This is a genomic window from Acidovorax sp. NO-1 (assembly GCF_000238595.1).
Classification (GTDB): domain Bacteria; phylum Pseudomonadota; class Gammaproteobacteria; order Burkholderiales; family Burkholderiaceae_C; genus Acidovorax.
The window spans coordinates 142246-157638 of sequence record NZ_AGTS01000077.1 but is presented as its reverse complement, the minus strand read 5'-3'; the positions used below and the strand labels follow the sequence as shown (position 1 = coordinate 157638).

The following is a 15393-nucleotide window of genomic DNA, read 5'->3' as shown; positions in this document are numbered from 1 at the left end:
AAGTGGGCGTAGCGCACGCGTCTACCGTGACGGCAGAATGCGTTGTGCAACCCCCGGTCATTGATGGACCAAGGAGTAGAAATCGATGTTCTTGCCGAGATGGTTGACATGCAGGTGACGGGAACCGTTTCATGGTGGTCTCCGCTCAGGCTGACAAAGAAGCTGTGTCGAGGCGTGAGGCAGTAGCTGGCAGCACTACCACCGGCGAGAAGCCGCCGCCTTCGGTGCGGAAGTTGGTAGTCTGGCCTGCCCAGGTGCGGGCGGCCAGCAACTGCACCTGGCCACGGTAGGTGTAAGCGCGCAAGTCCAGCTTGAGCCGGACTGTCTGCCCCTCTACCGACACCAGCCGCTCGCTGGGCGGCACGGTGGTCTGCGCCACATAGCCGCCCGCGAGGATTTCGTCCCACACGCGCCGGGTGAGCTTGTCACCGCGGTAGGCCGCGCGCGCGCCAAAGCCGGCTGCGGGTTTGAAGAACAGCCCGCGCCGCTGGGCCCAGAGAGCGTCGGCATCTTCGGCCATGACACGCTGTGTCGCGGGAACGACCCGGCGCAGGAGGGCGCGGTCCGCTTCGCTCACACCCCAGCTTTCGAGCAACGCCGCGTCGGACAGAGAGATCAGGTTGCGTTTGTCGGCGTAGAGTGCGTGAGTGCGCGGGTGTGGCGTGACCACGGCGGCTCCCGCACGATAGGCTAATTTCAACGCCTCGTGATCTAGGTCTTGCAGATAGAAGTCAGTCAGCCGGTTGTAAACCAGGTCCACTGGCATATCGGAAGGCAGGGCAGGGTGCCAGAGCGCGCCATTGCGCCACTGCAGTTCGCGGGCATCGCCCACCGCGGCGATCAAGCCATGCGAGTCGAAGAGCGCTCGCGCCATCTGGAACTCGGGCGCCAGGTACTGTGCGTCGGGATCATCGTCTACGATCAGAATGTTCCGCAGCGGAGCGCTTCCGCGTTGCGCATGCCATTCGGCGCGGAACATGTTTACAAACACCTCGTCCAGCTTCCGCAGGGTGTCCTTCGCGTCGAACACCTGCTGAAACGATTCACAGCAGGCGCGGTGCGCTCGCGCCAGGGCGGCGTTGAGGAAAGCGCCCCCGGCGTTGCTGTTTATCTCGATCAGACGCGGTCCGTCGTCGGCCAAATGGAAGTCGTAGCCCATGAAAACGCCGGCCGGTCCGTGGTCCAGGTCGGCGATCTGCGGTGCGCGTTCGAGTGCCTGCTGCCGCCAGGCGGGCAAGGCAATCACGCGCTCCAGTGCAGCTACCGCGTCGGTAATCTGCGCCATCACCGTCGGATCGAGGAACACCGCCGTGCGCGAAAACAGGTGCGGGTGGCTCTCGGACAGGCGTGCGGTCAGACCGGCCAGCGCCGGTTCGGTTTCCAGCTGTTCGCGCAGGCGCGGTGTCTCCAGCGTCTGGCACGCACAGCCGAGGTTCAGCGTATCAGCGAGGTTCACGGCTGTTCTCCACAATCGGGACAGACCGAGGGGACGACTTCACACACTTGCCCCGCGCAGCAGTGCTCGGTCAGGTAACCGATAAGGGTGTTCATGCGGTCGAAATGAGCGTGGTAAATCAGATTGCGGCCTTCACGCTCGACGTCGATAAGGCCCGAATGGCTCAGCTCTTTGAGGTGGAAAGACAGCGCGGTTGGCGATGCACCCAGTTCTTCCGCCATGTGACCTGGGGTCATGCCTCCCGGTCCGGCAACCACCAGCAAACGAAAGATACGCAAGCGCGTTTCCTGCGCAAGCGCTCCCAGCGCCTTTACGACTTCGACTTCTTCCATGGCGTCTCCTCAGGTAGCTTTCGGGCTTGGCTGGGCGAGGCTGGTGGGCAACAGCAGTGTGAGCAGCCAGCAGGTGAACAGCATCAGGGCCGAACCGACCAGCGCATACAGTAGGCCGCCCCACTGATAGAGCAGGCCCGACATCAGCGTGCCGAAGAAGCGGCCCAGCGCGTTGGCGGCGTAGTAGAAGCCCACGTCTTCGGCCGCTTTCTCGCTGCCGGCGTAGGCTAGGATCAGGTAGGAGTGCACGGACGAATTGACCGCGAAGGCGAAGCCGAACAGGCCCAGCCCACCGACCACCCACCACTGCAGATTAGGCAGGTCCAGCCACACTGCGGCGGCGATGCCGACTGGGATCAGCGCTAGCGCCAGCGACCACCCGCGCGCAGCCGGCACCTCGCTGCTCAGACCGTCGGGGCTGCGTTTGACGAGGCTGGGCGCGAACGCCTGCACCAGCCCGTAGCCGATGGTCCAGGCCGCCAAAAAGCCGCCGACCATGGTGAAGTTCCACCCCTGCGAGTACAGGAACACGGGCACGCCGACCACGAACCATACGTCGCGGGCGCCGAACAGCGCCACGCGCGCGGCGGCCAAGCCGTTGATGCCGGCGTTCTTGGCGAACAGTTCCTTGGCCGACTTCGAGGCCTTGGCCTTGCCCATCATCGGCGGCACCGACAACACCACCCCCATCAGCACCAGCACCAACAAGCCGGCCATGGCCCACAGCGACCGCTGGAAACCCAGTGCCTGCAGCAGCACGCCACCGAGGAAGAAGCCGAAGCCCTTCATGGCGTTCTTGCTGCCGGTGAACCAGGCCACCCACTTGAAGAGCTGGTTGTTGCCACCGACTTCGGCCTTGGCCTGCGCCTGCGTGACCTTGATCGCCGATTTGCTGGCGGTCTTGGTAAGGTCTTTGGCCACGCCGCAGATGCCTTGCGCCACCACCACCCAGGCCACGGACATCGCCGCCGTCCAGGCCGGGTTGAGCAGCGAGAGCAGGGTGAAGCCCGTGATCTGCGTCACCAGGCCCACGGTCAGCATGCGCTGGATGCCGTATCGCGTGGCCAGCCAGCCACCGATCAGGTTGGCTAGCACGCCGGCCGCTTCATACAGTAGGAACAGGAAAGCCAGCGTGAAGGGTGAGTAGCCCAGCTTGTAGAAGTGCAGCAGCACCAGCATTCGCAGCGCGCCGTCGGTGAGTGTGAAGCCCCAGTAAGCGGCGGTGACGATGGCGTAGTTGCGCACCGCGTGGCTGACGGTGGTCGTCGAAGCGTTCATCAGATGCCGACCGATTCAAGATGGCAAGCGAGGTCTACCATGCGCGTGGCGTAGCCCATTTCGTTGTCGTACCAGGCGTAGACCTTGAGCAGAGTGCCGTCGGTCACCATGGTCGAGAGGCCGTCCACGATGGAGCTGCGCGTGTCTCGGGCGTAGTCGGCGCTGACCAGTGGGCGGCTTTCGTACCCGAGAATGCCGGCCAGAGGGCCTTTTGCAGCAGCTTCGAACATGGCATTCACTTCCTCAGCCGTGGTGGCGCGGTTGAGTTCGAACACGCAATCGGTCAGCGAGGCGTTAAGCGCAGGCACACGCACTGCGTGGCCGTCGAGCTTGCCTTTGAGTTCGGGGTAGATCAGCGCAATGGCTGTGGCACTTCCTGTGGTCGTTGGCGCCAAGTTGACCATGGCGCTGCGTGCGCGGCGCAGGTCCTTGTGCGGTGCGTCAACCACCAGGTTGGTATTGGTTGGGTTGTGCAGCGTCGTGATCTGACCGTGCTCAATGCCGATCCCTTCGTGAATGACCTTCACGACCGGGGCGAGACAATTGGTGGTGCAACTGGCGGCAGTCACAATGCGGTCGCGCGTCGGGTTATAGAGGTGCTCGTTGACGCCGACCACGATGTTCAACACGTCGCCCACCTTCACTGGTGCGGCCACGATGACACGCTTGGCGCCGCGGTCCAGGTGGCCCTGCAAGGTTTCGGGAGTGAGGAATTTGCCGGTGCACTCAAGCACCAGGTCCACACCGAGGTCGCCCCACGGAATCTCGACACCGCTGGCGTATTCAGAATAGCCAAGGCGCTGATCGTTGATGCGGATTGAGTCCCCACCATCGGCGCGGACATCAGCGCGCCATCTGCCTTGCACTGTGTCAAACGCCAGTAGGTGGGCAGTGGAAGCCGCACCACCCTTGATTTCGTTCAAGTGAATGACTTCCAGCCGGTTGCCGCTGCGTGGGTCGATCGCTTCGCGCTCGACGGCTCCGAAGGCTGCGCGGAGGGCCAAACGCCCCATGCGGCCCATACCGTTGATACCAACTTTCATGCGTATGTCCCAACACAATAATTCATTAATTGTTGAATTATTGATCAAAAGAATGACAGTGGTGTGACATTCAGGGATAGGTGTTAGAAATGACTGAATCTTGCCCTCTAGTACGCCAGTTTTGCTCGGTACCGACAAGGCGCATCAGGAATGCAAAGCCGCCAGCCTCAGCAGCGCAGGTCGCTAACGCAGCCACTGCGGATGACGCCCGAAACGCTGTGGCCGCAAAGTTTCAGCAGCGAATAGGCTCGCTACGCACCAGATGGCATTCAGCAAGCGCCACTCGCCCGTCCACCCGGAGCAATAGCAACGATTCAATGGCCTCCATGAACGGCTTCTCGACCGGGATGCACCAAACGCGGTGAGCTGCGGGGAACGGCTGAAACCCTCAATAAGTGCTCCCTGTTCCTAAGCCCGCAAACTGCCAGACTCCGAAGTGTGGGATACAGCCGCCTACTGTGGAGTTTGCCGTGTCTTGGTTAGTGTGTCTTCGACGCACTGGGGCAAATCGATGCCGCAACCCTCTGGGGACCCATCGCAGCAATGTTCGGCAAGAAAGGCCAGGAGCTCATTCATCTGCGGAAACTGGGCACGATAGAAGACGAATTTGCCTTCCTGCCGTCCGCGGATCAAGCCGGCATGCGTAAGTTCTTTCATGTGAAAGGACAAAGTCGCAGGTGCAAGCTGCAGCTGCTCACCGATCTTTCCGACCGACATCCCAGCCTCGCCAGCTACGACCAACAGGCGATAAATGCCGAGGCGCGATGGTTGGGCCAAAGCGGCAAGGGCAATAACAGCTTGATCAGCATTCATCGGCGAAGTAAATAGGCACAGGAAAGGCCTGCAACTTAGTAGAGCGCGCAATTATCGCTTCAGCGTGTTGCAACTTCATCACGGCTTTGATCCAACTACTCCCCAGGGATGGGAGGTTGCCTGTCACGAATCTGAAACCCAAAACGCACAGAATTCGCCAGAACATATCCACATTTCTAGTTATGTCATTAATTTCCCAACTACCTATCGAGGCTCCCATGGAAAAAATGTCTTTCAAGCTGGCGCTCGCTTGCGCAGCGTTCGCGTCGCTGACCGCAGCCCCTGCATACGCGCAGGTTGTGAAGATCGATGGATCTTCGACTGTTTTCCCTCCTACCGAAGGCGTTGCCGAGGATTTTCAGAAGATGAAGAAGGGTGCCATGAAGGTCACTGTCGGCATCTCCGGAACGGGTGGCGGTTTCAAAAAATTCTGCCGCGGCGAGACGGACATCTCCAATGCATCGCGCCCAATCCTGAAAGCCGAGATGGACGCCTGCAAGGCCGCAGGCGTCGAATACTTCGAACTGCCGGTGGGCTTTGACGCACTGACCGTTGTGGTCAACCCAAAGAACACCTTCCTCAAGCAGTTGTCAGTTGCAGAGCTCAAGATGATGTGGGAGCCTGCAGCGCAGGGCAAAATCACTTCGTGGAAGCAAGTGAACCCTGCCTTCCCTGATGCCCCTCTCAAGTTGTATGGTGCGGGCTCGGACTCCGGTACGTTTGATTACTTCACCGAAGCGATCAACGGGAAGGCCAAGGCCAGTCGCGGTGACTATGCCGCCACCGAAGACGACCACGTCACGGTCAAGGGTGTCGCAGGCGACGTAAATGCCATCGGTTATCTGGGTTTTGCTTATTACGCCGAGAACCAGAGCACGCTCAAGGCACTGCCCATTGTGGAAAAGGCCGGCAAGCCCGCCGTCGCCCCCAACGAGCAGAACGTCATCAACGGCTCCTATCAGCCGCTGGCACGTCCCATCTTCATTTACGTGAATTCCAAGTCGCTGGAGCGCCCTGAGGTCAAGGAATTCGTAGCCTTCTACATGAAGGAAGGCTCGCGGATCATGAAGGAGGTCAAGTACGTGCCACTGCCCGCCAACGCCTACAAGAACAACGAAGAGCATCTGGCCAAGGGCAAGAGGGGCACGGTGTTCGGCGGCGTTGCGGAAGTCGGCGTCACTATCGAAGAGCTGCAAAAGCGCGAAGCCAAGCTCTAAGCACGGCATACCCCGCAGGTCTGCGTCGCAGGCCTGTGGGCTCATCCAAAGCTTTATTCAGGACCACCCTAGTGAGCACTTTGCCAGCCGCCCCCCTTGGCGCCAGGTCCAGCGCGCCCCGTGCAACGGGCGCGGCGAAACTGGCCCAATATGCACGCAACAAGAAGATCCGCAAGCAGAAGGAAGCGCTCATCGAGTTCGTCCTTCTGATGTGCGCATGTGTGTCTGTCTTCACCACCATCGGGATTGTCTACATCCTGGTCAAAGAGTCTGTGGTCTTTTTCCGCGCAGTACCAATCTGGCAGTTCTTGACCGACAAGCAATGGACACCACTTTTCTCTGACGCCCACTTCGGCATCTGGGTGCTGATGTCCGGAACGCTCACAAGCTCACTTGTGGCATTGGCTGTGGCCATCCCGCTGGGCACCATGATCGCCATCTACCTGTCAGAGTTCGCGCAGCACCGAGTCCGTGAGGTGCTCAAGCCAGTGCTAGAGATCCTGTCGGGCATCCCCACCATCATCTATGGCTATTTCGCCCTGATGTTCGTGACGCCATTGATCCAGAAGATCTACCCGGGCCTGCCGACATTCAACATCCTGTCCGCTGGCCTGGTCATGGGGGTGATGATCATCCCCTATGTCTCATCTCTCGCTGAAGACGCGATGCGCGCGGTTCCCATGAGTCTGCGCGAAGGCTCATATGCCATGGGTGGGACGCGGCTGCAGACAGCCATGCGTGTGGTGGTCCCTGCCGCTACATCCGGCATTGCCTCCGCCTACATCCTTGGAATCTCGCGGGCGGTGGGCGAGACCATGATTCTTGCCGTTGCAGCAGGCATGCAGCCTAACCTCACGCTCAACCCCTTGGAGCCGGCCGCAACGATCACCGCCTACATCGTGCAGGTGGCTCTGGGAGACCTTCCCCATGGAAGTGTCGGTTACCAGACGATCTTTGCCGCAGGGCTGTCCTTGATGGTGCTTACCTTGACATTCAATCTGATCGGTCATTGGATGCGCCGCCGCTATCGGGAGGTGTACTGATGAACGCGAAAACGAATGCGGTGCGTGCGTCGATACGCACCAGAAAGCGTTGGGACCTACTGTTTGGCGCGCTCGGGATCCTCTCTATCATGGTCGCGGTGATGACGCTCCTTGTGCTGTTTCTCGACATGGCGATCACGGGAATACCGCGACTGAGCGTCGAGTTCTTCACCTCGTTTCCATCGCGCCGAGCGGCCAATGCAGGCATTCTCTCCTCGTGGGTGGGATCGATTCTGGTGATGATGGTGACTGCTGCAGTGGCGGTTCCGATCGGCATCAGCAGCGCCATCTACTTGGAGGAGTACGCGCGCAAGAACTGGTTTACCGATGTCATCGAAATCAACATTACGAACCTGGCCGGGGTCCCATCCATCATCTACGGCCTGCTTGCACTTGGCCTGTTCATCTATACGTTCGGTCTGGGCCAGAGCATCCTGACCGCCGGGCTGACGCTGGCTTTGCTGATACTTCCGATTGTCATCACGACCACTCGGGAAGCGCTGCGTTCCATACCTGTTCATGTCCGGGAAGGGGCATACGCCTGCGGTGCCTCCAGATTCCAGGTGGTGAGCCACCACTTGGTGCCTTACAGCCTGCCCGGCATCCTGACGGGCGTGATCATTGGGATGTCCCGTGCCATCGGTGAGACGGCGCCGATCATCACCATCGGGGCATTGACGTTCATCGCCTTCCTGCCACCGGTTCCATTCAGCGGCACTCCCCCGGCAGGAATGTTTGATTGGTTGACGTCACCTTTCACTGTGATGCCGATCCAGATCTTCAACTGGACGTCCCGACCCGACCCCGCCTTCCTCCAGAACGCCGCCGCAGCCAGCTTTGTTCTGGTCCTTATGACTCTTTGTATGAACGCGGCGGCCATCTGGTTGAGGTACCGCCTGCGCAAAAACATCAAGTGGTGACCTTCCAATGAATACGAAACTAACCTCACATCGCCGTCCGGCCGCAAGCCACGCCGTGGAAGCAGAAGAACCAGTACCGACGACGAAAGCCGAGTCCCGTAACCTAGAGTTTCATTACGGCGACTTCAAAGCGCTCAAGGGCATTTCCATGCCTGTCTACGAGAACAGGGTGACTGCGTTGATTGGCCCGAGCGGCTGCGGAAAATCCACATACTTACGGTGTTTTAACCGCATGCATGACCTGTACCCAGGCAACAGATACGGAGGCAGCATCCATCTTCTGCCAGACGATGTGGACTTACTGGATCCTTCAGTGGATCCCATCGAAGTGCGCATGCGCATTTCCATGGTCTTCCAGAAACCTAACCCGTTTCCGAAATCGATCTTTGAAAATGTTGCCTACGGACTCAGGGTGCGCGGCGAGAAGTCTGGCAGCTACATGGAAGATAAAGTGGAAGCTGCTTTAAAGAATGCCGCTCTTTGGGACGAAGTCAAAGACCGATTGGGCGAAGTGGCCATGAACCTGTCGGGTGGCCAACAACAACGACTGTGCATCGCAAGGTCGTTGGCGACAGACCCAGAGCTCATTCTTTTCGACGAACCCACTTCGGCGCTCGACCCGATTGCGACCAGCAGTATCGAGGAGCTGATCGCCGAAATGAAGTCGAAGGTCACGGTGCTGATCGTCACCCACAACATGCAGCAGGCTGCACGGGTTTCCGATTACACAGCCTACATGTACCTGGGCGAGTTAATCGAGTTTGGGATGACGAAAGATGTATTCATGAAGCCGCAGCGGCGCGAGACCGAGGACTACATCACCGGCCGTTTCGGTTGAATGCACCAATGTCTGTGCAGCACCTGAATCATCGGTTTGACGCCGAGCTTGAGGGGCTGACCCGTCACGTGCTTAACATGGGTGGGTTGGTGGAGAATCAAGTTTCTCAGGCACTGTACTGTTTGGCGTTTCCTACGCCAGCTGTGGTCGAGAGGGTTCTCAGGAGGGAGCAGGATGTCAACCTCATGGAACTGGAAATTGACCGCGAAGTGTGCGCCATCATTACGCGCAGGCAACCAATAGCTGTTGACCTGCGGCTGCTCATGGCGTTGTCAAAAGCCACGGCCAATCTTGAACGCGCGGGTGACGAAGCGGTGAAGATCGCGTGCATGGCAAGGTCAATGCGCAGTCACAGCTGCAGCCAGGAACTTCCTACATCCGGTCTGCGGCTCTCCGGGGAGCTTGCCTCGGAGCAACTGAGCAAATCCCTGGATGCACTTGCGCGGATGGACGCATCCTCTGCCTTGAACTCGCTCGCCGAAGACCTGGCAATCAAAACAGCGATTGATGGCTTCATACGATCCATGATCAGTCACATGGCAAGCGACAGCCGCAGCATTCCAGCGGGCCTGGACCTGCTGTTTGCAGCCAAGGCCATCGAACGCATTGGAGCCCATGCCAGTAACCTGGCCGAGTTCACGGTCTATGCCGCCAAGGGATTGGATGTAAGGCATGCCAGTGCCGCAGGCCGCCTGCAGCACGCAGCGCTTCCACCGCAAGGGCTGTTATCAGAGGAGAAGAACGCGGAACCTGCTGTCCTTACGCGTCGATAACGAACTCGCCCTCTTCATTTTGCAAAAATAGCCGGGCGGCGTAAGCTGAAGATTGAACACCGCCCAGGAGGCGCGACAATGATGCGAGCCTGCGAGCGAGCGCAGGGAGGGGCATGGTAGCGAAGAATTCGGTGAATTTTTCAGGGCAGGGTCGCGTCTTCGGTTGGCGAGGAGGGCGATCAGTCTTCTATGCTTCTTCCGTGCCACTGCAAACGCGGGGCCAACCACTTTCCGCATGTCTTTCAACGCGTGGGGGCGTGCCACGTACCAGCAGACCATGGTAATTGGTACCGGGGCCGGACTGTCGTCTGGATGATATGTTGCGCGGCGTGCGAGCCGTCACCGGGATGCGAACGCGGGCTCCCGACGACTCACAGCCTTTGTCCTTTGCACCGATGAAGCCGGTAGAGGGCTCGCCTCGCTCGAATCGCTGACCAAGGGATTGCTTGAAAGCCGATAGCCCACAGACCTGACCGTCTGGATCATGAAATCCATTCCAGAAGGTGAAAGCGCTGTCCGGAGGCGCTTGATGTGAGCATCGACCGTTCGCTCATCGACTGTCTGATCTCCACTCCAAACTCGGTTTCGGATTTCCTGTCTGGTATGTGCCACTTCCGGCTTGCTCATGAAGAAGTACAGCATCCGAAACTCCGTAGGACTGATGTCTACACGAACCTCCCTGTCTCCGACCACGCAGGTGACTTCGTGTCGAGTCGGACTCAGCGTTAGTGCATCGATGGTCAACTCACGGTCTGAAATCTCAGGAGCGCGCCGGCGCAAAACAGCCATTGTTCTGGCCATCAACATGGCGGGAGAAAAAGGTCTGATCAAAAAATCATCGGCACCTGATTCCAGCGCATCGATTACCTCGTTTTCTCCGGCGTCTTGGGCTATTCCGATCACAGGCGTATGGTGGTGGGCGAGCGAGGCGCGAAGACTCCGGATCAGTGGCAGTGCACCCATGCCAGCAAAGATCCAATTGACTAGAATGATGTCAGGTTTGATTCCGCACAGACAATCCTTCGCCGCTGAAGGATCAGCTACTTGGAAAACGGTAAAACCGTGCCGTAGCATGCACGCGACAACCATTTGCCTCGCCAAAGTCTCGCCTTCAATGACAAGGACGCTTCGCGGAAGAGTTCGCGCATTCATCAGGTCAAACCTCGCAAAAGGATCACTTTTGGTCACCTTACCCAGCGATCACAGGTAGATCGGCTCGTCATGCCGGAGAGACCACCATTTCTTAGAGGGCTGGCCCATCTGCATGGCCCAGCCCTATCTGACAAAGATCAATGCCTGATCAACTACCGATGCGGCCACCGTCGTTCTTGGTGATCACGATGGTTGCAGAACGTGGTCGCTTGCCGGGACCATAGCCGGCGTTAGTTGGCCATTGGCTTGTGTATTTGGCAGGGTCACCGATGTTGGCGTGCAGGGTGTTCTCGCCCGGGTGCTGAATGTTGATGAACATGGTTTTTCCATCGGGCGTTTCGCACAGACCTGTAATTTCACATCCGACAGGTCCCACGAGAAAGCGTTTGAGCGTCGATGGGGTAGGGGCCTTGCCTACTGCGGTGACGACATCAAGCTTGCTGCCATCGGCCTTGGTGAAACTCAAGGTCTTTTTGCCGCCGTCGCCCACCCGACCAGGGATAGCTGCCAGCATCATGTTGTTTGTGACATCGGTGTACGCTCCATCATCGGTCTGGATCCAGCAGATGCCCGTGGAGGGACTGAAGACCAGACCGTCCGGGCTGGAGAAGTCCTGATCAGCTGTCAGGCTGGAGATGTTCACCACTCCCTTGTCGGCGCCGGCCTCGGCGCCGAACAGGTAGATGTCCCAAGTGAATGTGGTCGCTGCGCCGCCTGCACTGCCTTCCTTCATGCGCAGCAGGTGGCCGTTGGGGTTACCAGGCTGTGCAGTTGAGCCTTTCATGTCGGTGTAGACACGAGGATTGGAGGCATCGGGAGCCAACTGCGTCGAGCCAGAAGGCTCGACACGGCGGTTGCTGTTGTTGGTCAGGGTCTGGTAAATCTCGCCGTTGGCGGGGTTCACGCCACCCCATTCAGGGCGGTCCATCTTGGTGGCTCCTACCGCGTCGCCTGCAATACGTGCGTTCACCACGATGTCGGCTTGATCGGCGAACTTGTAGCCTGCGTAGTTGGCGATCAAAGGATTGGCCAGCGACAACTCAATCCATTGCCCAGAGCCGTCAGCGTTGTACTTGGCGACGTACAGCTTACCGTTGTCCAGGTACTTGTCGCCGGTCGCCATGCGATCAGCGGGGTTGGCGTCTGCAGCGGACCACAGGGCTGTCGAGACATACTTGTAGACGTATTCGTTGCGGGCATCATCGCCCATGTACACCACCAAGGGTTGACCTACCACTGGTGTGCCGAATGCCGCGCTTTCATGTGCAAAGCGGCCCAAGAAAGTACGCTTTTTCGCGGGCCGGGACTTGTCCAGAACGTCGATTTCGACGATGTAGCCCATGCCGTTCATCTCGTTGCGATAGTCGTCGCTTCCGTCGGCAGAGGCGCCCAGCTTGCTGTTGATCCAGCGCGCGTACTTGTCCTCGGTGCCACCGCTTTCCCACCCGTGGCGTGACGCAGCGCCCTGGTTGCGGCCATAGCGCTTGAGCGATGTCACGCTCTTGTCGTTGCCACGAGCGGCATCGTCTGCTGCCCCGCGGGTGAAGTAGCCAAACCAGTTCTCTTCACCGGTCAGGAATGTGCCCCAGGGCGTCTTACCCGTCCCACAGTTGTTAAGCGTGCCGCGGGTTCTAGTGCCGGTGGGCGAGAACTTCGTGACCATCAACGCATTGCCGCGTGCTGGACCTGCGATTTCGATATCGCTCAATGCGGTAAGTCGGAAATTGAATGCCGACGACTGTACGGTAGCCCATTTACCAGAGGTCTTCTTGACTTCCACGACAGATATGCCATGGGCTGCTACCTCTTTGTCGATCTCGCTAGCGGGGCGTGGTAGCGTGGTGGTGCCACCATTGGCATGCATGAAGAATGAGCTTAGCTTTTCGTCAGTCGTGGCTTCGTGGTTGACGGCTAGCAGCCCGCGGTCCGTCGAGGACGCAGAGAGCTTTCCATCGCCGCTCAGGCCAAACCATTCCATGCCGTCGTGATGATCACCCGCACGGTTTTCATAGTCAGCGTCGGTTCCATCGTTCTTGAAAGCGGGAGTCGTGGCCTTTAGCGGATCGCCCAGCGCATAAATCACGCTGGCCGTGTAGCCCGCAGGCACGATGACCGCATCGGCCAGGCTTTTGGAAACTGCATTAAACCCAAGCAGCGTTTCCCCAGGAGCCGCGACCACTTCGTCATCTCCACCACCACAGGCAGCCACGGCGAAGCTGCCGAGCAATGCCGTACCCATCGTGCCCACGCTTCCGCGCAGCAGACCGCGACGGCTCAGGCGCGCTGCCAGGACCGAATCGAAGGTGGGATTGCTGGACGTGTTTGAGTTCTCGTCATTGAAATCAATGGTGGCCGTATCGCTGAGCTTCTTCATCGCACTATCCTTTTAGATATTTGGAAGTGTCGAATTTAAGAGGGGTGTATGACGGCTATGTGACCTTCCAAATCAAGTTCCGGCAGTCACCCAAGCTTCTGCAAGGAACCTAGAATTAAGCGTGCTGTAGTGCAATTCTTCGTATCTCATTTGTCCGGAAGCAAACCGTCAGCAACTCGCGAACCCGAAGTTGCTTGCGGGAATGGAGATCACATCTTTGGCAATTGAGGCAAACGAGTTGCGCGGATCGGTACCCAGAGCTATCGCGATGTATTCCTGCCAATCGCGGTATGCGCTGTCCACCGGCTAGCGCTAGCCCCCAGAATGAACGTGGATTGCCAATTGCGTGTGCAGACCTAGTTGAACGCTAAGTTCCGCTTTTCGAGCAACTTGACTGTTGGTCCTGAACGGTGGAGAACTTGATCGGCAGCATGAGCCCGCTGGAAGCAAGTAGTCTGTAAGAGAGTGCCCAGCTACTGTTGATTTCCACGCAGAAGTGACCCACTAACCGCCAGGAGGGGGTGCGGACGAAAACTTGGACTACTAGAAGGTAGTTCATGTATTCCTACGAAGACCGAATCCGAGCCGTTGAGCTCTACATCAAGCTCGGCAAACGCACCAGCCCGACCATCCGTCAGCTGGGTTACCCAACCAAGAATGCATTGAAGGGGTGGTACCGCGAGTATCAGCAGCGGCTCGACCTGCCGCTGGGATATGCCCGTCGGGAGCCGAAGTTCTCGCAGGGCCAGAAGGCAGCGGCCATCGAGCACTACCTCACACATGATCGATGCATCGCTGCCACCATGAGGGCGCTGGGCTATCCAGGGCGTGGAACGCTAACCAAGTGGGTCCGCGAGGCATTCCCTGAAGCCAGGATGGCCCTTGTCGGCAGTGTGGGCCAGCGAAGATATCCCGAGAGCTTGAAGCACGCGGGAGTGATGGAGCTTTGCACCCGGCAGGAAAGTGCACAGGCTGTTGCCGACAGGCTCGGCGTGTGCCGGCCAACGTTGTACAACTGGAAGAACCAGCTTCTGGGGCGTGAGGCACCCGCATCAATGAAACACACCGATCGATCACCGCAGGCGCAAGAGCGTGAAGAGCTCGAGCGCCAAGTTGAGATACTGCGCCACGAAGTCAGGCAACTGCGCCTTGAGCAGGACCTCTTGAACAAGGCCAATGAACTGTTAAAAAAAGGCCTGGGCGTCGATCTGCAGCTCCTGTCCAACCGGGAGAAGACACTGCTGATTGACGCCCTCAGGGAGCACTATGGCCTGCCAGAGCTCCTTGCACAGTTGGGTCTTGCGCGTAGCTCGTACTTCTACCATCGAGCCCGCGCGGCAATCGGAGACAAGTACGTGAGGGTGCGCCAGTCCATCACCGAGATCTTCGAGTCCAATCACCGCTGCTATGGCTACCGCAGGCTGCAAGCCTCACTGGCCAGAGAGCAAGGCCCGATCTCCGAGAAGGTGATACAGCGGCTGATGAAGCAAGAGAGCCTGGTCGTTGCAAAACCCAAGAGGCGTCGGTATGCGTCTTACCTGGGCGAGATCAGCCCGGCACCAGAGAACATCATCAACCGTGACTTCCAGGCAGCAGCCCCCAACAAGAAATGGCTGACCGACATCACGGAGTTCCAGATCCCTGCAGGCAAGGTCTACCTGTCGCCGATCATCGATTGCTTCGACGGGATGGTGGTGAGCTGGACCATCGGCACGAGTCCGGATGCAGAGCTGGTCAACACCATGCTGGATGCAGCCATCGAGACCGTCACAGAGACAAGCGATCGACCAGTGGTCCACTCAGACCGCGGAGGTCACTACCGCTGGCCTGGCTGGCTATCCAGAATGAGCGAGGCCAAGCTCACCCGCTCGATGTCCCGCAAGGCCTGCTCGCCTGACAACGCAGCGTGCGAGGGCTTCTTCGGTCGGTTGAAGAATGAACTGTTCTATCCTCGGGACTGGAAGAGCGTCACAGTTGAGCAGTTCATTGAGGTGCTCGACGACTACATCCGTTGGTACAACGAGAAGCGGATCAAGATCTCCCTGGGGGCCCTCAGCCCGATCGAATACCGGGTGAGCCTTGGACTTGCGGCATAAAACCAGTCCAAGTTTTTATCCGCACCCCCGGTGGGTTAGGTTTGCGTGGAAATCAACA

Annotated in this window: 13 protein-coding genes; 6 read left to right on the top strand and 7 right to left on the bottom strand. The window is 58.8% G+C overall.

Translation table 11 applies throughout. The annotated features are described in order from the left end of the window. Positions 1–145: 145 nt before the first annotated feature. The 5 genes from KYG_RS10675 to KYG_RS10655 all read right to left on the bottom strand — a co-directional run bounded on the left by KYG_RS10675 (position 146) and on the right by KYG_RS10655 (position 4922). Positions 146–1456 carry a hypothetical protein gene (locus KYG_RS10675; RefSeq protein WP_008904905.1) on the bottom strand — a complete coding sequence of 437 codons (1311 nt, stop codon included), beginning with the start codon at positions 1454–1456 and terminating at the stop codon, positions 146–148. Further along, positions 1453–1788 carry a helix-turn-helix transcriptional regulator gene (locus tag KYG_RS10670; protein ID WP_008904904.1) on the bottom strand — a complete coding sequence of 112 codons (336 nt, stop codon included), beginning with the start codon at positions 1786–1788 and terminating at the stop codon, positions 1453–1455. Before KYG_RS10670 ends, KYG_RS10675 begins: the two co-directional genes overlap by 4 nt. Positions 1789–1797: 9 nt before the next feature. Continuing rightward, a complete protein-coding gene (gene arsJ, locus KYG_RS10665) occupies positions 1798–3066 on the bottom strand; it encodes an organoarsenical effux MFS transporter ArsJ (RefSeq protein ID WP_008904903.1) in 1269 nt (422 codons plus the stop codon). After that, the gene (locus KYG_RS10660) at positions 3066–4109 is read right to left on the bottom strand and encodes an ArsJ-associated glyceraldehyde-3-phosphate dehydrogenase (protein WP_008904902.1); all 1044 of its coding nucleotides are present in this window, start codon (positions 4107–4109) and stop codon (positions 3066–3068) included. Before KYG_RS10660 ends, arsJ begins: the two co-directional genes overlap by 1 nt. Positions 4110–4562: 453 nt before the next feature. Next, positions 4563–4922, bottom strand: a complete 360-nt coding sequence (locus tag KYG_RS10655; protein WP_008904901.1) for a helix-turn-helix transcriptional regulator — start codon at positions 4920–4922, stop codon at positions 4563–4565. Positions 4923–5140: 218 nt separating this feature from the next. On the opposite strand from KYG_RS10655, the gene KYG_RS10650 reads away from it, so the two are divergent. The 5 genes from KYG_RS10650 (at position 5141) to phoU (ending at position 9713) form a co-directional block, all read left to right on the top strand. Then, positions 5141–6139 carry a PstS family phosphate ABC transporter substrate-binding protein gene (locus tag KYG_RS10650; protein ID WP_008904900.1) on the top strand — a complete coding sequence of 333 codons (999 nt, stop codon included), beginning with the start codon at positions 5141–5143 and terminating at the stop codon, positions 6137–6139. 71 nt (positions 6140–6210) lie between these two features. Further along, the gene (pstC, locus tag KYG_RS10645; protein ID WP_008904899.1) at positions 6211–7182 is read left to right on the top strand and encodes a phosphate ABC transporter permease subunit PstC; all 972 of its coding nucleotides are present in this window, start codon (positions 6211–6213) and stop codon (positions 7180–7182) included. Further along, positions 7182–8102, top strand: coding sequence for a phosphate ABC transporter permease PstA (gene pstA, locus KYG_RS10640; RefSeq protein ID WP_008904898.1), 921 nt, complete (start codon positions 7182–7184; stop codon positions 8100–8102). Before pstC ends, pstA begins: the two co-directional genes overlap by 1 nt. A 7-nt stretch (positions 8103–8109) precedes the next feature. Further along, complete coding sequence (gene pstB, locus KYG_RS10635; RefSeq protein WP_085942550.1) at positions 8110–8940, top strand: phosphate ABC transporter ATP-binding protein PstB; 831 nt, start codon at positions 8110–8112, stop codon at positions 8938–8940. Positions 8941–8948: 8 nt separating this feature from the next. Beyond that, positions 8949–9713, top strand: coding sequence for a phosphate signaling complex protein PhoU (gene phoU, locus KYG_RS10630; RefSeq protein WP_008904896.1), 765 nt, complete (start codon positions 8949–8951; stop codon positions 9711–9713). A gap of 339 nt (positions 9714–10052) precedes the next feature. On the opposite strand, the gene KYG_RS10625 is transcribed toward phoU, so the two are convergent. Next, positions 10053–10901: a winged helix-turn-helix domain-containing protein gene (locus KYG_RS10625; RefSeq protein ID WP_160165345.1), complete on the bottom strand. Its 849-nt coding sequence runs from the start codon at positions 10899–10901 to the stop codon at positions 10053–10055. Between the two features lie 112 nt (positions 10902–11013). Next, positions 11014–13239 carry a PhoX family phosphatase gene (locus KYG_RS10620; RefSeq protein ID WP_008904894.1) on the bottom strand — a complete coding sequence of 742 codons (2226 nt, stop codon included), beginning with the start codon at positions 13237–13239 and terminating at the stop codon, positions 11014–11016. A gap of 557 nt (positions 13240–13796) precedes the next feature. Here KYG_RS10620 and KYG_RS10615 point away from each other — a divergent pair. Further along, complete coding sequence (locus KYG_RS10615; RefSeq protein WP_008904893.1) at positions 13797–15335, top strand: IS3 family transposase; 1539 nt, start codon at positions 13797–13799, stop codon at positions 15333–15335. The last annotated feature ends 58 nt before the right edge of the window (positions 15336–15393 follow it).